This is a genomic window from Burkholderia sp. Bp9142 (assembly GCF_003853415.1).
In the GTDB taxonomy this organism is placed as follows: domain Bacteria; phylum Pseudomonadota; class Gammaproteobacteria; order Burkholderiales; family Burkholderiaceae; genus Burkholderia.
In genome coordinates this window covers 412,887-433,185 of sequence record NZ_QTPP01000001.1, presented here as the reverse complement: position 1 = coordinate 433,185, position 20,299 = coordinate 412,887, and the positions used below count along the sequence as shown (strand labels likewise).

The 20,299-nt window shown below is 69.5% G+C and carries 19 protein-coding genes; 7 read left to right on the top strand and 12 right to left on the bottom strand.

All coding sequences use genetic code 11. From position 1 onward, the window contains the following. Positions 1-142 precede the first annotated feature (142 nt). Together DIE22_RS01985 and DIE22_RS01980 are read right to left on the bottom strand one after the other, a co-directional pair. Positions 143-1,942, bottom strand: coding sequence for a sensor histidine kinase (locus tag DIE22_RS01985; RefSeq protein WP_124501799.1), 1,800 nt, complete (start codon positions 1,940-1,942; stop codon positions 143-145). Continuing rightward, positions 1,939-2,586 (bottom strand): response regulator transcription factor, encoded by a 648-nt coding sequence (locus tag DIE22_RS01980; protein ID WP_124501798.1) that lies wholly within the window; start codon positions 2,584-2,586, stop codon positions 1,939-1,941. The genes DIE22_RS01985 and DIE22_RS01980 overlap by 4 nt, the downstream gene beginning before the upstream one ends. A 303-nt stretch (positions 2,587-2,889) precedes the next feature. On the opposite strand from DIE22_RS01980, the gene DIE22_RS01970 reads away from it, so the two are divergent. Continuing rightward, the gene (locus DIE22_RS01970) at positions 2,890-3,342 is read left to right on the top strand and encodes a hypothetical protein (RefSeq protein WP_124501797.1); all 453 of its coding nucleotides are present in this window, start codon (positions 2,890-2,892) and stop codon (positions 3,340-3,342) included. 102 nt (positions 3,343-3,444) lie between these two features. Beyond that, positions 3,445-5,463 (top strand): LssY C-terminal domain-containing protein, encoded by a 2,019-nt coding sequence (locus DIE22_RS01965; RefSeq protein WP_124604294.1) that lies wholly within the window; start codon positions 3,445-3,447, stop codon positions 5,461-5,463. Positions 5,464-5,478: 15 nt separating this feature from the next. Here the strand turns inward: DIE22_RS01965 and DIE22_RS01960 are convergent, their stop codons facing one another. The 6 genes from DIE22_RS01960 to DIE22_RS01935 all read right to left on the bottom strand — a co-directional run bounded on the left by DIE22_RS01960 (position 5,479) and on the right by DIE22_RS01935 (position 12,829). Then, entirely contained in the window at positions 5,479-5,808 is a 330-nt protein-coding gene (locus tag DIE22_RS01960) for an addiction module antidote protein (RefSeq protein ID WP_124604292.1), read from the bottom strand. Then, positions 5,805-6,137: a type II toxin-antitoxin system RelE/ParE family toxin gene (locus DIE22_RS01955; RefSeq protein ID WP_124604290.1), complete on the bottom strand. Its 333-nt coding sequence runs from the start codon at positions 6,135-6,137 to the stop codon at positions 5,805-5,807. The genes DIE22_RS01960 and DIE22_RS01955 overlap by 4 nt, the downstream gene beginning before the upstream one ends. Before the next feature lie 356 nt (positions 6,138-6,493). Next, positions 6,494-7,048, bottom strand: a complete 555-nt coding sequence (locus tag DIE22_RS01950) for a protein tyrosine phosphatase (protein ID WP_124604288.1) — start codon at positions 7,046-7,048, stop codon at positions 6,494-6,496. Positions 7,049-7,237: 189 nt separating this feature from the next. Further along, positions 7,238-9,676 (bottom strand): alpha/beta hydrolase fold domain-containing protein, encoded by a 2,439-nt coding sequence (locus tag DIE22_RS01945; protein ID WP_124604286.1) that lies wholly within the window; start codon positions 9,674-9,676, stop codon positions 7,238-7,240. Further along, on the bottom strand, positions 9,663-11,381 hold the full coding sequence (locus DIE22_RS01940) for a GMC family oxidoreductase (RefSeq protein ID WP_124501415.1): 1,719 nt from the start codon (positions 11,379-11,381) through the stop codon (positions 9,663-9,665). The genes DIE22_RS01945 and DIE22_RS01940 overlap by 14 nt, the downstream gene beginning before the upstream one ends. A gap of 26 nt (positions 11,382-11,407) precedes the next feature. After that, positions 11,408-12,829, bottom strand: a complete 1,422-nt coding sequence (locus DIE22_RS01935; RefSeq protein ID WP_124501416.1) for a coniferyl aldehyde dehydrogenase — start codon at positions 12,827-12,829, stop codon at positions 11,408-11,410. A 144-nt stretch (positions 12,830-12,973) separates the two neighbouring features. On the opposite strand from DIE22_RS01935, the gene DIE22_RS01930 reads away from it, so the two are divergent. Together DIE22_RS01930 and DIE22_RS01925 are read left to right on the top strand one after the other, a co-directional pair. Next, positions 12,974-14,023, top strand: coding sequence for an AraC family transcriptional regulator (locus DIE22_RS01930; RefSeq protein ID WP_124604284.1), 1,050 nt, complete (start codon positions 12,974-12,976; stop codon positions 14,021-14,023). A gap of 60 nt (positions 14,024-14,083) precedes the next feature. Further along, entirely contained in the window at positions 14,084-14,593 is a 510-nt protein-coding gene (locus DIE22_RS01925) for a GNAT family N-acetyltransferase (RefSeq protein WP_124501418.1), read from the top strand. Positions 14,594-14,601: 8 nt separating this feature from the next. Here the strand turns inward: DIE22_RS01925 and DIE22_RS01920 are convergent, their stop codons facing one another. From DIE22_RS01920 to DIE22_RS01915, 3 genes are all read right to left on the bottom strand, one after another. Then, the gene (locus DIE22_RS01920; protein ID WP_124604283.1) at positions 14,602-15,555 is read right to left on the bottom strand and encodes a leucyl aminopeptidase; all 954 of its coding nucleotides are present in this window, start codon (positions 15,553-15,555) and stop codon (positions 14,602-14,604) included. A 58-nt stretch (positions 15,556-15,613) separates the two neighbouring features. Continuing rightward, on the bottom strand, positions 15,614-15,736 hold the full coding sequence (locus DIE22_RS38590; RefSeq protein ID WP_006752127.1) for a hypothetical protein: 123 nt from the start codon (positions 15,734-15,736) through the stop codon (positions 15,614-15,616). A gap of 364 nt (positions 15,737-16,100) precedes the next feature. Continuing rightward, entirely contained in the window at positions 16,101-16,556 is a 456-nt protein-coding gene (locus tag DIE22_RS01915; protein ID WP_124501420.1) for an Lrp/AsnC family transcriptional regulator, read from the bottom strand. A 117-nt stretch (positions 16,557-16,673) separates the two neighbouring features. Here DIE22_RS01915 and DIE22_RS01910 point away from each other — a divergent pair, with 117 nt between their 5' ends. Both DIE22_RS01910 and DIE22_RS01905 read left to right on the top strand, forming a co-directional pair. Continuing rightward, the gene (locus tag DIE22_RS01910) at positions 16,674-17,219 is read left to right on the top strand and encodes an alpha/beta hydrolase (RefSeq protein ID WP_124501421.1); all 546 of its coding nucleotides are present in this window, start codon (positions 16,674-16,676) and stop codon (positions 17,217-17,219) included. A gap of 248 nt (positions 17,220-17,467) precedes the next feature. Next, the gene (locus DIE22_RS01905) at positions 17,468-18,727 is read left to right on the top strand and encodes a YbfB/YjiJ family MFS transporter (protein ID WP_124604281.1); all 1,260 of its coding nucleotides are present in this window, start codon (positions 17,468-17,470) and stop codon (positions 18,725-18,727) included. A 54-nt stretch (positions 18,728-18,781) separates the two neighbouring features. On the opposite strand, the gene hpaC is transcribed toward DIE22_RS01905, so the two are convergent. After that, positions 18,782-19,327: a 4-hydroxyphenylacetate 3-monooxygenase, reductase component gene (gene hpaC, locus DIE22_RS01900; protein WP_124501423.1), complete on the bottom strand. Its 546-nt coding sequence runs from the start codon at positions 19,325-19,327 to the stop codon at positions 18,782-18,784. Positions 19,328-19,660: 333 nt separating this feature from the next. Between hpaC and DIE22_RS01895 the strand changes: the two genes are divergently transcribed. After that, positions 19,661-20,293 (top strand): response regulator transcription factor, encoded by a 633-nt coding sequence (locus DIE22_RS01895; RefSeq protein WP_124501424.1) that lies wholly within the window; start codon positions 19,661-19,663, stop codon positions 20,291-20,293. Positions 20,294-20,299: the final 6 nt, after the last annotated feature.

Here is a 20,299-nt window from a genome sequence, read left to right as displayed (position 1 = left end):
TGACGAAAACCGATTCGACGAGCGACGTCGATCGACGCGCATGATCGAACAAGTCACGATCCTGGCCGTTCGGCATCCGCGCGAAGACGACTACCACTGACACTCACCGCAGCGGCATTCCGCCGCCGCTGCGTCGACCGCCTTACCCCTCCGTCCGCGACGTCCCCCGTCCATCATGCGCAAGCGCCACATGCGCGGCCGACACGGGAATATCCACCTCCACCGTCGTGCCTTCGCCGAGCGTCGTAGCGACCCGCAGCGTTCCGCCGACGAGATACGCGCGCTCGCGCAGGCCGACCAGCCCGAACGATCCCGACTTGCGCGGCGCACCGGGATCGAAGCCCGCACCGTCGTCGCGAATCGTCAGCGCGATCGTCTCGTCCCGGTACACGAGCGTCACGGTCGCGTTCGATGCAGCCGCATGCCGCGCGACGTTCGCGAGCGCTTCCTGCGCGATCCGGAACACGGCCGTCGCATACGGTTCGTCGAGCTGCAGTTCACCCGGCTCGACGTGCAGCGCGCACGCCATGCCGTGACGGTGCCGGAAATCCTCCACGAGCCATTGCATCGCGGCCGCGAACCCGAGATCGTCGAGCATCAGCGGACGCAGGTCCGACGCGATGCGCCGCGTCGCCGTCACCGCGCCGCGCGCGAGCGCATGCATCGACGCGATCTTGCGCGCCAGCAGCGCGTCGTCCTGCGGCACGTGGTCGAGCAGCCATTCCAGATCGTTCTTCAGCGTCGCGAGCGTCTGCGCGAGTTCGTCATGCAGTTCGCGCGCGATGCGGCGCTGCTCGGCCTCCCGTGCGGTCGCGCTGATCGCCGAGATCTCGCGCAGTTCCTCGCGCGACGCCTGCAGCGCCCGCTCCGCACGCACGCGCTCCTCGACTTCGCGCCGCAGGTCGCGGTTCGACGCGCTCAACTGCGCGGTGCGGGCCGCGACGCGTTGCTCGAGACGTTCGTTCGCCTCGTTGAGCTGCGCGCTCTTCTGCACGACGAGCAGGTGCTGATAGCGCGCACCGGCGAGCGCACGCACCGTCTGCGCATGCAGCCGGCCGTTCTCGAACAGCAGCGCGAACAGCACGACGCCCGACGCGACGAGGCCGTAGGTCCGCCCCGCGTAGAAGCCCAGGTCGAAGCGTCCGTGGTTCAGCATCGACGACAACGCGATGTCGAACAGCCACGCGACGAGCACGATCATCACCCACAGGTCGAGCACGGAGTGACGGTGCCGTTGTCGCCACATCAGCACGACGGCCGCAAGGTTCAGCGCCCAGACGACTGCGATCGCGTTCGTCATCGTCGAGGCCATCCGGTTGCCCTGCATGATGCGCGGCAGCAGGTCGTGGCCGGCGGTCGCGAGCAGCGCGAGCGCGGCGGTCGCGCCGGCCGTCAGGACGATGCAGAGCAGGAGCGGAACCGCCGCGCGGCGGCGCTCGAGCGACGGCGGGCGCGCGCGCGGTGCCGCGCGCAGCAGCACGTACGCGGCAACCGCCAGCGGAAAGCCGCCGTGCCAGAACAGATACAGCCACGCGGTGGTCTGTTCGCCCGCGCCGAGCAGGCCCGTCGGCGTGAACAGTCCCGGAAAGGTCAGCATGTGCGTGCCGGCCATGAAGCCCGTGAACAGGTAGCCGGCCGCGAGCGCGAGCAGCGGCTTCTCGCGCAGGATCGCGTACTGGCCGAGCAGCAGGCCGGCCGTCACCATGTCGTTGACGACGATCGCCGACTGGTACACGGGAATGAAGCCCCACACGCGGGCAAGCGGCATGCCCGCGAACGGCGCGAGGGCGGCGAAGATCACGGCCGACACGATCACCGTCGCGATCGCGAGCCGCCGCTCGCGCCGCCCGGGCGGCAGCGACGACATGAACAGGCGCGACGGATCCGGCGCGTCGTCGCCGTCTTCGGTGGCCGCGGAGCGGAAGCGGGGCGCGGGCATCATGCGTCGTCGACGCCGAGGTCGAGATCGTGGCGCACCGCATAGCGCACCAGCGCGGCTTCGTGCGGCAGCTCCATCTTCTCGAGAATGCGCGTCTTGTAGGTGCTGACCGTCTTCGCGCTCAACGTGAGCTCCGATGCGATCCGCGTGACCGTCTGGCCGGCGACGATGCGGCGCATCACGTCGAGTTCGCGCGCGGACAAGCGTTCGTGCGGCAGCATCTCGGCCGGCGCGCGCAGCGTGCGCGCGAGGCTCTCGGCCGCCGACGCGCTCACGTACACGCCGCCCCCCGCCACCTTGGTGACGGCCGTGACGAGCTCGGCGGTCGCGCTGTCCTTCGTCAGGTAGCCGGTGGCGCCGGCCTTGAACGCGCGCGCCGCGTACTGCGTCTCCGCATGCATCGTCAGCACCAGCATGCGCAGCGACGGCGCATGCGTCTTGACCAGCCGGATCAGGTCGATACCGGTCGGTGCGGGCATCGACAGGTCGAGCAGCAGCACGTCGGCGGCGCGACGCTCGGCCAGCGCGAGCGTGGCCGCGCCGTCGCTCGCCTCGCCGACGATTTCGAAGCCGCCGGCCGTTTCCAGAATGTGACGCAGTCCGTCCCGCATGACTGCGTGATCGTCAGCCAGAATTACCCTGATCATCTAGCGGTCCTCTTCGGGATGACGCCGCGGGCTGTTCCGCCGGTTGCCGCGGCCGTTCTTCCGACCAATATATTCCGCCGAAGCCGGAAAAGGGGCACCTGCGCGAAATTTTTGAGACATCCGGGGGTGGAGTGTGCCCTGAAACGAAATAATCAGCATGAAATGGTATTGGCGATAGGGGCGGATGGGGCGGGTATTCCCGAGGAATCGCCGCAGTGCCGCAGGCGCGGTGCCTCGCGGACCGCCCTGATTCAGAGATAAACTGGTGCCCGATTGCACCGTTTCGACCCGAGGAGCCCCACGATGATCGATCTCGCCGACATCCTGCCGTCCGCGCTGCCCGACGCGGTCGCATGGGCCGACGCGCAGGCGGCGCACGGGCTCGCGCAGGGCGTGCCGCTGACGCCCGCGCAGGCCGACGACGCGCGTACCGTGGGCGTCGCGCAACCGGAGCGGATCCGCGTCGTGGTCGCCGACCGGCTGCCGTTTCCCGACACGCCGGCGCTCGGCGCGATCGCGCGCGACACCGGGCTGCTGTCGCCGGGGACGATCGGCCTCACGCTCGGCCATGCGGTGTTCGTGCTGCGCGGCCACGACACGCGACGCCTGCTCACGCATGAGTTCCGCCATGTGCATCAGTATGAGGAAGCCGGGTCGATCGACGCGTTTCTCGCGCGCTACCTGCACGAGATCGCGACCGTCGGCTACCACGACGCGCCGCTCGAGGCCGACGCGCGGCAGCACGAGTTCGACTGACGCCGCCGGCCGGCGCCAACGCGCGCACCTTCCGATGAACCTTCCCCACGCCATTGCCGGCCCGGTGCAGACACCCCGCGCCGCCACCCAGCGCGACCCGCGATGAGCGTCACGATCCACGCGTGGCTGGGCGCGATCGGCGCGCATCCGGGGCTCGTGCTGGCGGTCGTGTTCGCCACGGCCTGTGCCGAGTCGATCGCGCTGATCGGCACGGTCGTGCCGGCCGGCGCCGTGATGTTCGCGGCCGGCACGCTGATCGGCGCGGGCGCGCTCGACGGCTGGACGGCGATCGGCGTCGCGACTGCCGGCGCGGTCGTCGGCGACGGGATCAGCTACGAGCTCGGACGGCACTACCGCGGCGCGATCCGCGACGGCTGGACGCGTCTCGGCTACGCGGACGCCTACGCGCGCGGCGAGGAGTTCGTGCTGCGCCATGGCATGAAGAGCATCGTGCTCGCGCGCTTCCTGGCGCCGGTGCGCGCGGTCGTGCCGGTCGTGGTCGGCTGCGCGATGCTGCCGCGCCGGTCGTTCTACCCGGTCAACATCGTGTCGGCGCTGATCTGGGCGCCCGTGCACATCGCGCCGGGCATCCTGTTCGGCGCGTCGGCGGCGCTGGCCGCGGCGATCAGCGTGCGGGTCGCCGCGATCCTGCTGGTGGTCGCCGCGCTGGTCGCGCTCGTGTGGTTCGGCGTGCGCCTGGCGCTGCGGCGCGGCTGGCCGTTGCTGTGCCGGGCGGCCGGCGCGGCGGTGCATGCATGCGCGCACCGCTGGCCCCGCTTCGGCGCCCGGCTGCACGATACACTCGACAAGGTGCGCCGCCTGCCGGGCGCGGTGCCCGTGTTCGCGCTGCTGTTCCTCGGCTGCGTCTGGCTGTTTGCGGGCATCGTGCAGGACGTCGTCGCGAACGATCCGCTGATGCACGCCGACATCGCGCTGTATGCGTTCCTGCAGAATCTGCGCACGCCGCCCGTGGATGCGGCGATGCGCGCGCTCGCGGTGTTGCACGGACACGATACGGGGCTGATCGTCGCGGCCGCGTTTCTCGTCTGGCTGCTGATCCATCGCTGCTGGGTGACATCCGCATGGTGGCTCGCGACGGTCGGCATCGCGGTCGTGCTCGGGCCGGCGTTCGGCGCCGGCTTGCCCGGCACCACGCCCGCGAGCTTGCCGCCCGGCGGGCTGCACGTGCCGCTGCCCGACGCCGATGCGGCGTTCGCGATGCTCGTGAGCAGCGGCATCGGCTGGGTGCTGACGCGCGACCGGCCCGCGCTGTGGCGCGTCCCGGTCGTGACGGCGGTCGTGCTGTGGATCGTGCTCGGCGGCTTCGCGCGGCTGTACGTCGGCGATACGTGGCTGTCGGGCCTGCTCGGCGGCTGGAGCCTCGGGCTCGCGTGGTTCGCGGTGCTGGCGGGCGCTCATGCGTACTGGCAGGTGCGCGAGCATGTGCAGCCGCGCGGCGCGCTCGTCGCGGTGCTCGTCGTGCTGGCGACGGCCGGCGTGTGGACCGTGCCCGCGCAGTGGCAGCTCGATCGTGCGGCACGTCCGCATATCGGCGACGTCGTCGCGATGACCGTCGACCAGTGGATGCGCGGCGGGTGGCAGCGCGTGCCGACGCGGCGCACCGAGATCGGCGGCGACCGCGAGGAGTATCTGCCGCTGCAATGGTGCGCGACGTCGGACACGCTCGATCGCCATCTTTCGCTGGCCGGCTGGCAGCGCGCGACGCCATGGTCGCCTGCCGCCGCGCTGCGCTGGCTGTCGCCGCAGGCGCCGGCCGATGCGTTGCCCGTGCTGCCGCGCTACACGCAAGGCGAGAGTACGCGCCGCGTGTTCGTGCGCGTCGAGCCGACCGATCCTGACAGCCGACTCGTGCTGCGGCTGTGGCGTTATCCGTACGTGCTGCAGGATGCGCTCGGCACGCGGCCGCTGTGGTACGGCGCGCTGTATCGCGAGACGCTGCACCGGCCCGCCCGGTTGATGACGACCGAGCGCACGACGACGGTCGACGATGCGGCGACGATCGCGCAGGCACTCAAGGTCGAGCCGACGATCGCGCAGCCGCCGGCGGGGATGCGCGCGGCGCCGGCCGCGATGCTGCTCGTGTGGATGGTGCAGCCTTGAAGCGCGGCCGCCGCGTCAGGCGTGCGACGGTTGCGCGGGGACGACGGACAGGCGCAAGCCAACCGTCTTGAGCACCGCGAGCAGGGTTTTCAGCGTCGGGTTGCCGTTGGGCGACAGCGTGCGATACAGCGATTCACGGCTGATGCCGGCTTCGGCGGCAACCGCGCCGAGCCCGCCGTATGCTTCCGCGACCGTGCGCAGTGCGAGCAGCGCGGCCGCACGGTTGTCGGGATCGTCGAGCGATTCCATCGCGACGCGCAGATAGGCGACCGCGAGCTCGCGGTCGGCACCGAGTTCGGCGACTTCCGCGTCGTGGTGCGATACCGCGCCTTTGAGCTTGTTCACATTTGCCTCCGTTTCCAGTTCGACCCGTGTTCCTTCGCATGCCTGATGTCGTCGGACTGGCTGCGCTTGTCGCCGCCGGACAACAGCAGCACCAGCGCGCTGCCGCACCGGCCGAAGTACACGCGATAGCCGGCACCGACGTGGATGCGTAGTTCGATCACGCCTTCGCCGACAGGCTCGCAATCGCCGACATTGCCGGTCTGCACGCGTCGCAGGCGTTCGCGAATCCGTGCCTGGATGACCTTGTCGCGTATGGTGTTCAGCCATTCGGTGAAAGGCTCGCGACCGTCGACGCGCTGATAGCGAAGCAGTTCGAACTTGGAGAGCATTGTAACTTATAAGCTACATGAAGGGTAGGGGTATCGACGTGATTGCGTGGTCTGTCGGATGAGGCGGATGAAGAGACGCGTACGCGGGCCGACTGCCGAAGCGAGACGATGCACAACGCAAAGGCGCTGCGCAGGCGTGCATGCAGCGGCTTCGCGGTTCGGGATATCGAGCGGTGAGGCGGGCTTCCCGAACGAGGATCATTCTTTCATTCGGGGCGTGCGCTGACGATTCGGCTGAACGGCCGGTCTCATCGGCGTGTTCGGGAGACGCGCCGTGCGCGCATGAACTGCTCGAGCGGCCGGCCCGTCGGCGCCGCCGCACGACGCGACGGGCGACCCGGCCGGTCCAACCTGCGTTACTGCTTCGCGGGTGCGGCCGTGGCAACCTTGTCGAGCGCGGCCGGGATGAATGCGTCGAGCTGCGCGGTCACCGATTCGTAGAAGTCGATCGGCTTGCCCCACGCGTCGGGTACGTCCTTGTGCGCGCCGGTCGCGTATTCGGCGAGCGTGAACACCTTGCCCGCGGCCGACGGATGGAGCGCGAGCACCTTTTCCTTGTGCTTGTCGGTCATCGTCAGGATCACATCGGAGTGCTTGACGTCGTTCGCGTTCAGTTGCACCGCACGATGCGCGGACGTGTCGAGCCCGCGCCGCTTCATCAGGATCACGCCGTTTTCCTCGGGCTTTTCGTCGTACGGATCCTCGTCGACCGCGCGCGAGATCACCGCGATATGCGCGTGCCGTTGCGCGATCAGTTGTCCGGCGATCGCTTCGGCCATCACGCTGCGTCCGGTATTGCCCGTATCGACGAACGCGATCTTCTTCGGTTCGTCCGCGAATGCCGACGTCGCGCACTGGACGCCCAGGCAACAGAGCAGGGCGAGCGTCTTGAGGGTGTGGCTTTTTTTCATTCGTTTCTCCGCCAGGATGGGGGGCAGTCGCCGCGGCATCGCACCGAGGCTGGCGGAGATCATGCCGCCCGCGTGCACCGGAAAAAAATAATCGGCCGGTTTTGGCAAGAGGGTGTCGCATTGTTGCAAGAGCGCCGATCGAGGCAGCCGTGCACCGCTGCCTCGATCACCGGCATCACCGGATTGTCGCTACGCCGTCGCCGCCACCCGCTGCGCGGCAAACCCCGCCAGCGTCCGCAACGCGTCCCGCGCCGAGCGCAGATAGAACGCCTGCAGATGAAACACATGCCAGCGCGCGGCATGAATCTCCAGCCGACACGGCACGCCGCAGGCAAGCGCATGCTCCGCGAGCCGCCGCGCATCCGACAGCAGCACTTCCTGGTCGCCCGCCTGCACCAGCATCGGCGGCAGGCCGCGCAAGTCGGTGTCGAGCGGGCCGCGCGGCGCCAGCGATCCGGCGCCGTGATACCAGCGCAACCCCTGCTCGAGCCAGCCGCGACGGATCATCGGATCGTCGTGGCGGCGCGACGCGAGCGTGTCGCCGCCGAGCGCCGGGTCGGTCACGGGCGAGATCAGCAGCAGCGCGGCGGCAGCGGGTTCGCCACGCTCGCGCAGTGCGAGAGCGAGCGCCAGCGCGAGCGCGCCGCCGGCCGAATCGCCGGCAAGCACGATCCGGTGCGGCGCATGGCCCTGCGCGCGCAACGCATCGTAGGCGGCCAGCGCGTCGTCGAGCGCCGCCGGGCTCGGATGCTCGGGCGCGAGCCGGTAGTCGGGCGCCCACACGGGCAGGCCGGCTTCGGTCGCGAGGCGCGTCGTCACGCCGCGATGCGTATGCGGGCCGCCGAGACAGAACGCGCCGCCGTGCAGGTAGAGGATCGCACCGCCCGCGTCGCCGCGCTTCGGCGCGATCACTTCGACCGGCACGCCGGCGGCGGACGTCCGGTAGCGCAGCGTGCCGCCCGCGCCCGGCATCAGCGGCGACAGCAACGCGACGACGCGGCGCTGCATGCGCGCGCCGAACGGCGGCCCGATCAGCGGCCGGAACGCGACGCGCAGGAAACCGCGCAGCGACGCGGCGGCAAGCGCTTCCACGCGACCCGCGGGTGGCGCGACGACGACGCCGTGCGCCGGCGTGGCGGGTTGCGTGAAGCGATACGCGGACAGCCCCGTGAAGCGCGTGATCCATCGATAGGTCAGCGTGAAGCCCGGCCAGTTCGTGCTGTTGTGCCCCGACGCATCGACGTACCAGCTCTTGCAGCCGCTCCACACCGAGCCTTCGAGCCGCTGCTGCACGTGCGCGTTGTAGCGCCGGTAGCGACGCGGATCGACGTCGATCGCGCGCGCGCCGTCGCGCCGCATCGCGCGCACGCAGCGCATCACGTGCGCGATCTGGCTCTCGAGCATGTAGACGATCGAGTTGTGGCCGAGATTGGTATTCGGGCCGTACAGCATGAAGAAGTTCGGGAAGCCCGGCACGGTGAGCCCGAGATAGGCCTGCGCGCCGCGGCGCCATGCGTCGTTCAGGTCGAGTCCGTCGCGGCCCGTGATGCGCATCGGCGACAGGAACTCGGTCGCCGCGAAACCGGTGCCGTAGACGATCGCGTCGACCGGATGGTGCACGCCGTCGTCGGTCTCGATGCCGGTTTCGGTCACGAGCCGGATGCGCTGCGTGACGAGTGCGACGTTGTCGCGGCCGATCGTGGCGAGATAGTCGCTCGACAGCAGGAGCCGCTTGCAGCCGATCGGATAGTCGGGCGTGAGCCGATCGCGCAGCGCGGGGTCGCGCACGTCGCGCGCGAGCAGCTTGCGGAACGGCCGGCCGACCGCGACATCCATCAGCCCGTGCAGCCGCGTGAACGCGATCGCACGGGACTCGTAGCGCACGTAGATCGCCGCGCGATGCAGCTTCATCGCCCACGGCAGCCGGCGGAGCAGTGCCTGCTCCCACGGACGATACGCGCGGTCCGGGCGCGGGATCACGTAGGCGGGCGAACGCTGGAACACGACGAGGCGCTCGACGTCGCCGGCGATCGCGGGGACGAACTGGATCGCCGATGCGCCGGTACCGACCACGGCGACGCGCTTGCCCGCGAGCGGATAGTCGTGGTCCCAGTGCGCGGAGTGGAAGGCACGGCCGCGGAACGTGTCGATGCCGGGCAAGTCGGGCATCGCGGGGCGGCTCAACTGGCCGGTGCCGCTGACGAGCACGGCGGCACTGAGCGTCGTGCCGTCGACGAGCGTGACATCCCACAGCGCACGGGCTTCGTCGTACTGCGCGTGCGCGACCTCGGCGCCGAACCGCAGATGGCGCGCGAGGCCGTACTTGCGCGCGCAATGCTGCAGGTACGCGTAGATTTCGGGCTGCGGCGCGAATATGCGCGACCAGTTCGGGTTGGGCTCGAACGAGAACGAGTACAGATGCGAGGGCACGTCGCACGCGGCGCCCGGGTAGCGGTTGTCGCGCCACACGCCGCCGACGTCGTGCGAGCGTTCGACGATCACGAAGTCGTGAATGCCGGCGCGTTGCAGCGCGACGGCCATGCCGATGCCGGCGAAGCCGGCGCCGATGATGATCGCCGACAGCGGCGCGGCCGATTCGGCGGAACGGGAAGCTTCAGGCGACGACATGGCGGGTTTCCTCGGGCTGGATCGCGTCGTGCGACGCGGGAACGGTGTCGCGATGCATTGGCCCATCGGCCGGTTCGTATTCGGTGTCGACAGTCGAGCATGCCGGCACACGCCGCACGCCGCGGATCAGGTCGACGGCCTTCTCGGCGATCATGATCGTCGGCGCGTTGGTGTTGCCACCGATCAGCGTCGGCATGACCGACGCATCGACGATGCGCAGCCCCTGCACGCCGTGCACGCGCAATTGCGGATCGACGACCGCGAGCGCGTCGCGCCCCATCCGGCAGGTGCCCACCGGGTGATACACGGTGTCGGTGCGCCGGCGCAGCACGTCGCGGATCTCGTCGTCGGTCGTCACGTTCGCGGTGAACAGATCGCGCGTGGTCCATTCGGCGAGTGCCGGCGCTTCCATCAGCCGGCGCGTGAGCCGGAAGCCGGCGACCATGTCGTCGAGGTCGCGCGGATCGTCGAAGAACGCGGGGTCGATGCGCGGCGCGGCGAGCGGATCGGCGCCGTGCAGCGTGACCGAGCCGCGGCTGCGCGGCCGCAGCAGGCACACGTGGCACGACAGCCCGTGGCCGGCGTGCAGCCGGCGCGCATGATCGTCGACGAGCGCGACGACGAAGTGCAGCTGGATGTCGGGTGCATCGAGGTCGGCACGCGTCTTGAGGAAGCCGCCGCCTTCCGCGAAATTCGACGTCAGCATCCCGCGCCGTTCGCGGCGAAAGCGCGCGAACTCGCGCAGCATGCGCAGGCCGCCGCGCGCGGACACGCCCATCGTGTCGGGGCTGCGCGTGCGGTAGCCGAGGATGAAGTCCGGATGATCCTGCAGGTTGCGGCCGACGCCGGGCAGGTCGGCGCGCACCGGAATGCCGAGCCGCTGCAGTTCGCCGGCCGGACCGACGCCCGACAGCATCAGCAGTTGAGGCGTCTGCAGCGCGCCGGCCGCGAGCACGACTTCGCGCCGCGCGCGCAGCGTGCGGACTTCGCCGTGCTGCCGCACCTCGACGCCTGTCGCACGCGTGCCGTCGAACAGGATGCGCAACACCTGCGCGTGCGTCTCGACCGTCAGGTTGTCGCGACGGCCGACGTGCGGCAGCAAATACGCGCGCGCCGCGCTCCACCGCTCGCCGTGTTTCTGCGTGACCTGGTAGATGCCGACGCCTTCCTGCCGTGCGCCGTTGAAGTCGTCGGTGAGGGGCAGGCCCGCCTGCCGCGCTGCTTCCAGGTAGCGTGCATGGAACGGGTTGCCGGTGCGCAGGTCGCTGACCCACAGCGGGCCGTCGCGGCCGTGAAATGCGTCGTCGAAGCGCTCGTTGTGCTCGCTCAGGCGAAAGTACGGCAGCACGTCGTCGTAGGACCAGCCTGCGTTGCCGAGCGCCGCCCAGCCGTCGTAGTCGACGCGATGGCCGCGAATGTAGACCATCGCGTTGATCGCGGACGAACCGCCCAGCGCCTTGCCGCGCGGCTGATAGCCGATGCGCCCGCCGAGCCCCGGCTGCGGCACGGTGTCGAACGCCCAGTTGTTCATGCGGGTCGGCAGCATCGCGACCGCGCCGGTCGGCACGTTGACGACCGTGCCGTCGCCGCGGCCGCCGGCCTCGAGTACGCAGACGGTCGCGGCCGGGTCCTCGGTCAGTCGCCCTGCGACGACGCATCCGCCCGAACCGCCGCCGACGACGATGTAGTCGAAAGTCTTGCTCATGGAATCGTCTCCCGATGGTCGATGGATCACGCGATGCGCGTCAGCACGCGCAGCAGCAGCGCGAAAGTCCTGCCGTACGGCGGGTGGAACAGCGCGGTGCCGCTGCGGCGTGCCTGGTGGAACACCGGCTTGTGATGGCTGAAGGTGTCGAAGCCCCATTTGCCGTGATACGCGCCGATGCCGCTCGGGCCGACGCCGCCGAACGGCTGGTGTTCCTGCGCGAGATGCCACAGGCAGTCGTTGACCGTGACGCCGCCCGACACGGTTTCCCGCAGCACGCGGTCGCGGCGCGCGGCATCGCGGCCGAACCAGTACAGCGCGAGCGGGCGCGGGCCGCGATTCACGCGATCGATCGCGTCGTCGAGGTCCGCGTATTCGACGATCGGCAGCACGGGGCCGAAGATCTCCTCGCGCATCACCCGCATCGTGTCGCGCGCGCCGAGCACGAGCGTCGGCGCGAACTTGCGCGAGCCCGCGGCGAAGCGTTCGCCGGCCGGATTGACTTCGAGCACGTGCGCGCCGCCGTCGCGCGCGTCGTCGACCAGCGCCGCGAGGCGGTCGCGATGCCGCGCGCCGATGATCGCCGTGTAGTCGGGGTTGCCGGCGAGCGTCGGGTAGCGGCGCGCGATCGCGTCCGACAGGCGCGCGGCGACGGTCTCGGCGGTGCCGGCCGGGACCAGCAGATAGTCGGGCGCGATGCAGGTCTGGCCGGCATTGAGCAGCTTGCCGAACGCGATGCGCCCGGCCGCGTGCGCGACGTCGCACGACGGGTCGAGGATCGCGGGCGACTTGCCGCCGAGTTCCAGCGTGACGGGCGTCAGGTTCTCGGCCGCGGCTTGCGCGACGTCGCGCCCGACCGCGGTCGAGCCGGTGAAGAACAGATGGTCGAACGGCAGGCGCGCGAATGCCTTCGCGGTGTCGACGTCGCCCGTCACGATGCCCAACTCGTCGGCATCGAACGCGTCGGCGACGAGCGTGTCGAGCAGGGCCGACAGCCTCGGCGTCAGCTCCGACGGCTTGACCAGCACGCGGTTGCCGGCGGCGAGCGCCGCGACCGCGGGGCCGATCGCGAGCTGAAGCGGGTAGTTCCACGGGGCCATCACGCCGACGACGCCGCGCGGCTGCGGCGCGAGCCGGTTGTAGCCGGGCCGGAAGTGCGGTGCGGTCGGCACGCGGCGTTCGCGCATCCAGTGCCGCAAGTGCGCGCGGGCATGGCGCAGGCCGCTTCGAACGACGAAGAGTTCGGCGAGACGTGTTTCGTGCGCGGAGCGTCCGCCGAAATCGGCGTCGATCGCGCGCACGATCGACGCTTCGTGCGTATCGAGCAGCGCGCGCAGGCGATCGAGTCGCGACAGGCGGATCGCGAGCGGCGGGGCGGGGTCGCGGGCGAATGCTTCGCGCTGGCGTTCGAAGCGGGCCGCGAGATCGGGTGGGCGACTCGGTCGCATGGTGTCTCCTCCGAAGGGCGTTGGCGTCGTTCAGGCGACGACTGATGACGCCGATGGTGCGGGCCGCATGGGAAAACACCAATGCTGCTTCGGGACAATTGTTTTAGTATTTGGGCCAAATCGGCGCTTCGAGGGTTTCTCCGCATGAGCTTCTGGGACTTCACCCGGAGTCCGGCCAGCGCGCGGCTGCTGGTCGATTTCGGCGGCGAACGCGGCGTGCCGCGCACGACGTTGCTGGCCGGCACGGGCCTCGCGGACGCGCAGCTCGACGATCCGAACGTCGAGGTGACGGCCGCGCAGGAACTGCGGCTGACCGGCAACCTGTTGCGCGCGCTCGGGCGCACGCCGGGCCTCGGGTTCGAGCTCGGGCAGCGCTATCACTTCTCCGCTTACGGCGTGTGGGGTTACGGACTGATCGCGAGCGCAACCGCGCGCGACGCGCTGGCGCTCGCGATGCGCTTCCTGCCGCTCACGTATGCGTTCACGGTGATCACGTATCGCGAGGAGCCGCAGGCGTGCGTGCTCAATTTCGGCGCGCCGGAGCTCGATGCCGACCTGAGCCGGTTCCTCGTCGAGCGCGACATGGCGGCCGCGGCCGTGCTGCTGCAGGAAATCGGCGGCGGCGATTTCGCGTTGTCGCGCTTCACGATGCAGGCCGCGAGCGCGGCGAGTGCATCCGCGTCCACACGTGCACCCGCACCGCGCATCGCCGGCGTCGAACCCGCGTTCGGCGCGCGCACGAACAGCCTCGTCTTCGACCGCGCGTTTCTCGACCGGCCGCTGCCGCATGCGAACCCGCTGACGGTCTCGATGTGCGAGCAGATGTGCGGCCAACTGGTCGAAGCGCGGCGCGCGCGGGTCGGCACGTCGGAGATGGTGCGGCAATACCTGACGGCGACGCCCGGCAACGTGCCGTTCTCGCTCGAGGACATGGCGCGGCTGATGAACACGAGCCCGCGCACGCTGAAGCGCCGGCTGCAGGAAGAAGGCACGACGTTTCGCACGCTGCTCGCGCAGGCGCGCGGCGCGATGGCCGAGACGCTGCTCGGCGATGCACGCCTGTCGCTGACGGAAGTCGCCGAGCGGCTCGGCTTCAGCGACCTGTCGAGTTTCTCGCAGGCGTTCAAGCGCTGGTATGGTGTGCCGCCGGGCACCTATCGCAGCGGCCTGCTGCGCGACGGCGGCCCGCACTGACGCACTGACGCGGTGTCGCGCCACGCGCATGATTCCCAACCCATTCACGAGAGAACCCGCATGATCACGCTTCGCCCGATGACCGCAGACGACTTCCCCCGCTTCTGGCCCACGTACCACGCGATCGTCGCCGCGCAGGAGACCTACGCATTCGATCCGGCGCCGACGCGCGAAGCTGCCCGCGCGCTGTGGCTCGACGCGCCGCTCTGCACGTGGGTCGCCGAGGAGGACGGCGTGCTGCTCGGCTCGTACTACCTGAAGGCGAACGCGGCGGGCCCCGGCAATCACGTGTGCAACTGCGGCTATATGGTCAGCGAGGCCGCGCGCGGCAAGGGCGTCGCACGCCTGATGTGCGAGCACTCGCAGCAGGTGGCCCGCGAACGCGGCTTCCTCGCGATGCAGTTCAACTCGGTGGTCGCGACGAACGAAGTGGCGGTCGCGTTGTGGCAGAAGCTCGGCTTCGAGATCGTCGGCCGCCTGCCGCGCGCGTATCGTCATGCGCGGCTCGGCTTCGTCGACTGCCTCGTGATGTTCAAGTGGCTCGGCGACACGGTGGCCGCCGAAGCCTGATTCCGGCGTCAGACGGCGAACGCGCCGTCGAACACGATCCGCTCGTCGAACGCGAGCGTGCCGCGCGCGAAGATCAGGTCGAGGTGATGGCTGCCGTTCGCGCCGCCGCCGAGGCCGAGATGCAGGCCCGGATGGCGTTCCTCGAAGCCGGCGTTGCGGCCGTACAGCCCGCGGATACCGAGGTTCGTGCCGATGCCGAATTCCTCGATGCGCCGGTGATTGTCATGCCGGTCGAGATACGCCGTGAAGTCGCGCCGGAAGCCCGCGTCGTCGCTGTCGAAATCGACGATCAGGCTGTCTTCGACATGCAGTGTCGCGAGCCGCTCCGCCACGCGGTACTTGATCGCGAACGGCACGGTGCCGAGAAACGTGCCGCTGAACATGATCGAGCCGTGCAGGTCGGTGACATGCGTCGCGATCTCGCCGGGCACGACGTCGAGATTGCCCATCCCGTCCACGCTCGTCCATTTCTGGCCGGGCGCGAGCGAACCGGTCAGCGTGTTGCCGACTTCGTCGATGAAGTGGATCTGCGATGCGCGCGCGGCTGCTTCGATCAACCGGCCGTTGCGCGCGGCGATGTCGTCGAGCGATTCGGCGAACGCCTCGTCGAGATGCGGGCCGTAATCCTTGAACAGCACCGACTTGCTCCAGTGCTCGACGATCGCGGGACGGATCGCGGCGAGGAACGGCGGGCCGCTCGGCGACGGCGTCGGCAGGCACGACGAGTCGTACAGCAGCACGAACAGGTCGGCGTGCGCGAGCGCGGCGGTGATCTCCGCGGGCGGGGTGCTTTCGAGGCAGAGGGTCGTCGCGTCGAGCGAGTCGGGCAGGGCGGAAAACGCGCGCAATGCGGTGTCGCGGTTGCGGGTGTCGTAGCCGACCAGCAGTTTGCCCGTCTCGCCGCGTGCGAGCTTGTCGCGCAGCGCCGGGTGAAAACCCAGCGCGCGGTGCAGGTTCAGCATGCGTGTCTCCGGAAGCGGCGGAAGGGCCGCAGCCCTTCCGCGGGAACGGGCTGGCCGCTCAGACCGGCCAGAGCGCGGTGCCGAACGGCACCACGGCATCCTCGACCATCATGTCGACGGCCTCGGGGTGCGTGTCTTCCTGCATCCAGTCAAGCAATTCGATCTGCCGGGTTTCCTGCATGTCAATTCTCCTGTGGTGAACATGAGCGATTCAACATGAAAGCGCGGTAAAGGGATTACCGCCGCTCGTCCGGAATTTTTTGAATACCGGACGAGTGGCGTCGATATTAGTCTGACGATTTGAGGAATGCAATGCGTTGCAAGGTTTTTAGCCGTGGCGTGCTAAACATGCAGGAGTGGGAGCGCATCGCGGGAGGGAGGTGAATAAATCGAATCACGAAGCGTGCGGATTTTTTATCGAATATCGGGGCCGTGAATGATTAATCGATTCCGCGATTTTTTAAATCTGGAATCCAATCGCGCCGATCATTTCGATTTGCATCGTTTTCGATCGGTCCCGGCGCAACGCCGGACCATTGCCGGCTTCAGCCCAGCAGTGCCTTGCCGAGCGGCTTGACCGGCTCGGACCGGAGGACCAGTGAAGTCGTGACCGCGCCGAAGCGGGCAATCGCGTCGATGATGGTTTCGAGCTGACCGGGCGTCGGCACGAGCACCTTCAGCAGGAAACAGTCCTCCCCGGTCATCCGGTGAATCTCGATGACGTGCGGCATGTCGGCAAACGCACTCAACGCGGGCTTGATGTGCTCGTGCGTCGTTCTCAGCCGGATGATGGCCATCATTCCCAACCCGAGCGCGGCCGGATCGATCCGCGCGGTGTAGCCGGCGATGATGCCGCGTTCCTCCAGGCGCTTGACGCGCTCCGACGTCGCCGGCTGTGACAGGCCGATGCGCCGGCCGACTTCGGACAACGGCGTGCGCGCATTCTCCTGCAGCGCTTCGATGATCGAAATATCCAGGCGATCCAGTTCTCCGTCGGGCATCTCTGCATTCCTGTTCCGTTAATTCATCGGGATTCTGTCTCAATATCCGATGACTTGCCATTCCGCGCAGCAGTCCCGCAGGTCAGACTGGGCGCTCTCATGTTCATGGAGGCGGGAATGGATCGACGCATCGTCATCGTGCCGGGGATCGGCAACTCGGACGCGGATCACTGGCAGACCCACTGGGAGACGGCGCTTCCGGGCGCCACACGCATTGCGCCGGCGTCGTGGGATACGCCCGACTTGAGCGACTGGATCGCGGCGCTCGACGCGGCCGTCGCGGAGGCCCGGACGCCGCCGGTCGTGGTGTGCCATTCCCTCGGGTGTCTGTTGTTCGCGCATTGGCGTGCCGCTGCAGCGCGCCCGGTGCACGGGGCGTTTCTCGTGGCGGTGCCCGATCCGGACGGTCCGCGTTTTCCGGTTGCCGCACAGGCGTTCGCGCGTTTGCCGGACGAGGATTTCGGCGACCGGCCGGTGATGGCGATCGCCAGTTCGGACGATCCGTACGACCCGTCCGGGCGAGCCATCACCTGGGCGGCGGAACGCGGCGCGAAACCGCTGGTGCTCGGCGCGCGCGGCCATTTGAATGCCGCTTCCGGGCTGGCGGGGTGGGACGAGGGGCGTGCGCTTTTCACTGCTTTTACCGCCGGACTGGGCGCGTAGTGGAGGCCGGGTGTCGTCGCGCCCCGGTTCCGGGCGGTGCACCCGGCATCCCTGCCATTGACGCACGCCGGGCTCGTGACCGGTCAAGTATCATCGGTCGATCGGCGCACCGGTCTCGGCAATCGGGATCGGAGCCTGCCACGACACGGATTCCGCAGCGACGGCGCCACGGCTCATGGCCGTCCAGCCGCGTCGACGTTGCGGGCCTCAGGCCCGTACCGGCCTCGAACCACGATGGAGACACCGCGATGCGCGCAGCGCCGCAACCGGAACACGCCGGCCGGGCACGGCCGGACGCCGGCGCCACCGAACCCGACCGGATGGCCGCGTGGCGGCTCGCGATCTGCCTGTCGCTCGGCAGCGCGATCGCGCTGGGCCTCGCGCGCTTCTCGTATGCGCTGTTGCTGCCGCCGATGAAGGCCGATCTCGGCTGGAGCTTCGCGCAGGCCGGCGCGCTGAACACGGCCAACGCGGCCGGCTACCTGATCGGCGCGCTCATCTTCCCGTTCCTGTCGCGGCGCTGGCGCACCGGCACGCTGCTCGCGGCCGGCTGCGCGCTGACCGCGGTGCTGATGGCCGCATGCGGGCTCACGTCCGGCATGAACGCGCTGCTCGTCGAGCGGCTCGCGACGGGCGTCGGCAGCGCGCTGATCTTCATCAGCGGCGGTGTGCTGGCCGCGCGGCTTGCGTCCGCGTCGCCGCGCGATGCGGGGTTGCTGCTCGGGCTCTATTACGGCGGCACCGGGTGGGGCATCGTCGCGTCGTCGCTGCTCGTGCCCGCGACGCTCGTGCAGCGCGCGCAGCACGCGCACGGCTGGCAGCCCGCGTGGTTCGCGCTCGCCGCCGCATGCGTGCTGTTCTCGGTGCTGGCCGTGTCGGCCGCGCATCACATCGAGCGCGCGCACGCGGCACCGGCCGTGCGGCGCGACGGCGCCGCGCCGGTGGCGGCCGCGCATCCCGCGCGCTTCGCACTCGCGCTCGCGGGCTACGGCCTGTTCGGCGTCGGCTACATCGGGTACATGACGTTCATCGTCGCGCTGCTGCGCGGCGCGGGGATGAGCGGGGCGGTGGTGTCCGCGTTCTACGTGATGCTCGGCGTCGCGACCGTCGTGTCGGCGCGGCTGTGGTCGGGGCTGCTCGACCGGATGCGCGGCGGCCAGTCGCTGGCCGTGCTCAATGCGCTCCTCGGCGTGGCGACGCTGATGCCGGCGCTGTTCGTGCATCCGGCGGCCGCGTTCGCGTCGGGCCTGCTGTTCGGCGCGACGTTCCTGTCGGCGGTCGCGTCGACGACCGCGTTCGTGCGCCACAACCTGCCGCCGGAGGGCTGGGCGAAGGGCATCAGCGCGTTCACGACGATCTTCGCGTTCGGGCAGATCGCCGGGCCTGTCGCGATCGGCTGGGTGTCGGACAGCGCGGGGCTCGCGCGCGGGCTCGTTTATTCGGCACTGACGCTGTTCGCGGGCGCGGCCCTCGCGGCCGGACAGCGCGCGTTGCGGGCGGCGGCGTAGCCCGGCGTGCGCTCGCGTCCGGCGAGCGCGGCACCGTGTTCGTTTCCCTGACCGTTACCGCACGCAGGCCGTGCGCGACACGCGATGGAATGCGCGGCTGAAGTAGATGAGGCTGTCGCCGTCGTGGCGCACGCGGATCGACGTCGCCTCGATGAACATCACCGAGTGCGAGCCGACTTCCTTCATCTCGGCGATCGTGCCCTGCAGGCTCGCGAGCGCGTCGCGCAGCACGGGCACGTCCTGCTCGCCGCGATCCCACACCGGCAGCGCGAAGCGGCGTTCCATCGGCAGTTCGGTGAGCCCCGCGAAATGCCGCGCGAGCAGTTCGTGCTCGGCCGGCAGCACGTTGATGCACACGTGGCGATTGCGCTCGAAGATCGCATGCATCGCGCTCGACCGGTTCAGGCACACGAGCAGCGTCGGCGGCGCATCGGTGACGGAGCAGACGGCGCTTGCGGTGATCCCGCAGCGGCCGTGCGGCCCCGCGGTCGTGATCACGTTGACGGCCGCGCCGAGGTGGGCCATCGCTTGCCGGAAGGCCTTTTGCGCGTCGGTCGGTTCGGCGCGCGCCGGTTGCGGGGTATCGGTCGTTGCGGACATGGGCGCTCCAGGGTGAATGAGGGTGGTGATCGCGCATGCCGTCGATGCGGCAGCGGATCGTCGACGATGACCCAAGCGTACGTCGCGAAAAAGCCGGCGAACATTCGCACGATTGATGCCGAAGCTGGCGTTCCCGCCAACGCGTCTAAAGGTTCTACCTAGATGCGCGGCGCGGTGTGCGGGAAAAATCGCGATCGGGCGTTCGCGCGGTACGCAAAAGGGTATTCAGCGCATTTTCGGCTCGTTATGATGTACCGCACACCCCTGACGAACGACGCTTGCATCCCCCGCGGCGCGTGCGACACCCATACCGATATCTTGCGAGACACCCCGATGACGTCACCCGCTCCGATCGTATACATCGTCGACGACGACAGCGGCATGCGGACGTCGCTCGCCTGGTTGCTCGAATCGGTCGGCATCGCGTCCGAAGGCTTCGCGAACGCCGCCGACTTTCTCGCGCGCTTCGACGTGAACCTGCCCGCATGCCTGGTGCTCGACGTGCGGATGCCGGAGAAAAGCGGTTTCGACGTGCAGGCGGAGCTGAACGCGCGCGGCGCGACGCTGCCGGTGATCTTCGTCAGCGGGCACGGCGACATCCCGATGTCGGTGCGCGCACTGCAGAACGGCGCGATCGACTTCGTCGAGAAACCGTACAACTCGCAACAGATGCTCGAGCGTGTGCAACGCGCACTGCGGCTCGCGCAGCAGCGGCACGCGGTCGACCAGCGTCACCGCGAGCTGCGCCAGCGGCTCGATGCGTTGACCGCACGCGAGAAGGAAGTGCTGCGCGGCGTCGTCGACGGCAAGGGCAGCAAGCAGATCGCGTCGGACCTGTCGATCAGCGTGAAGACCGTCGACGTGCATCGTGCGAGCATCAAGGAGAAGCTCGGCGCGACGTCGATCGCCGCGCTCGTGCGCGACGTGATGGTCGTGTGGGGCGACGACGGGGAATCGCCGCGCTAGCGGTCG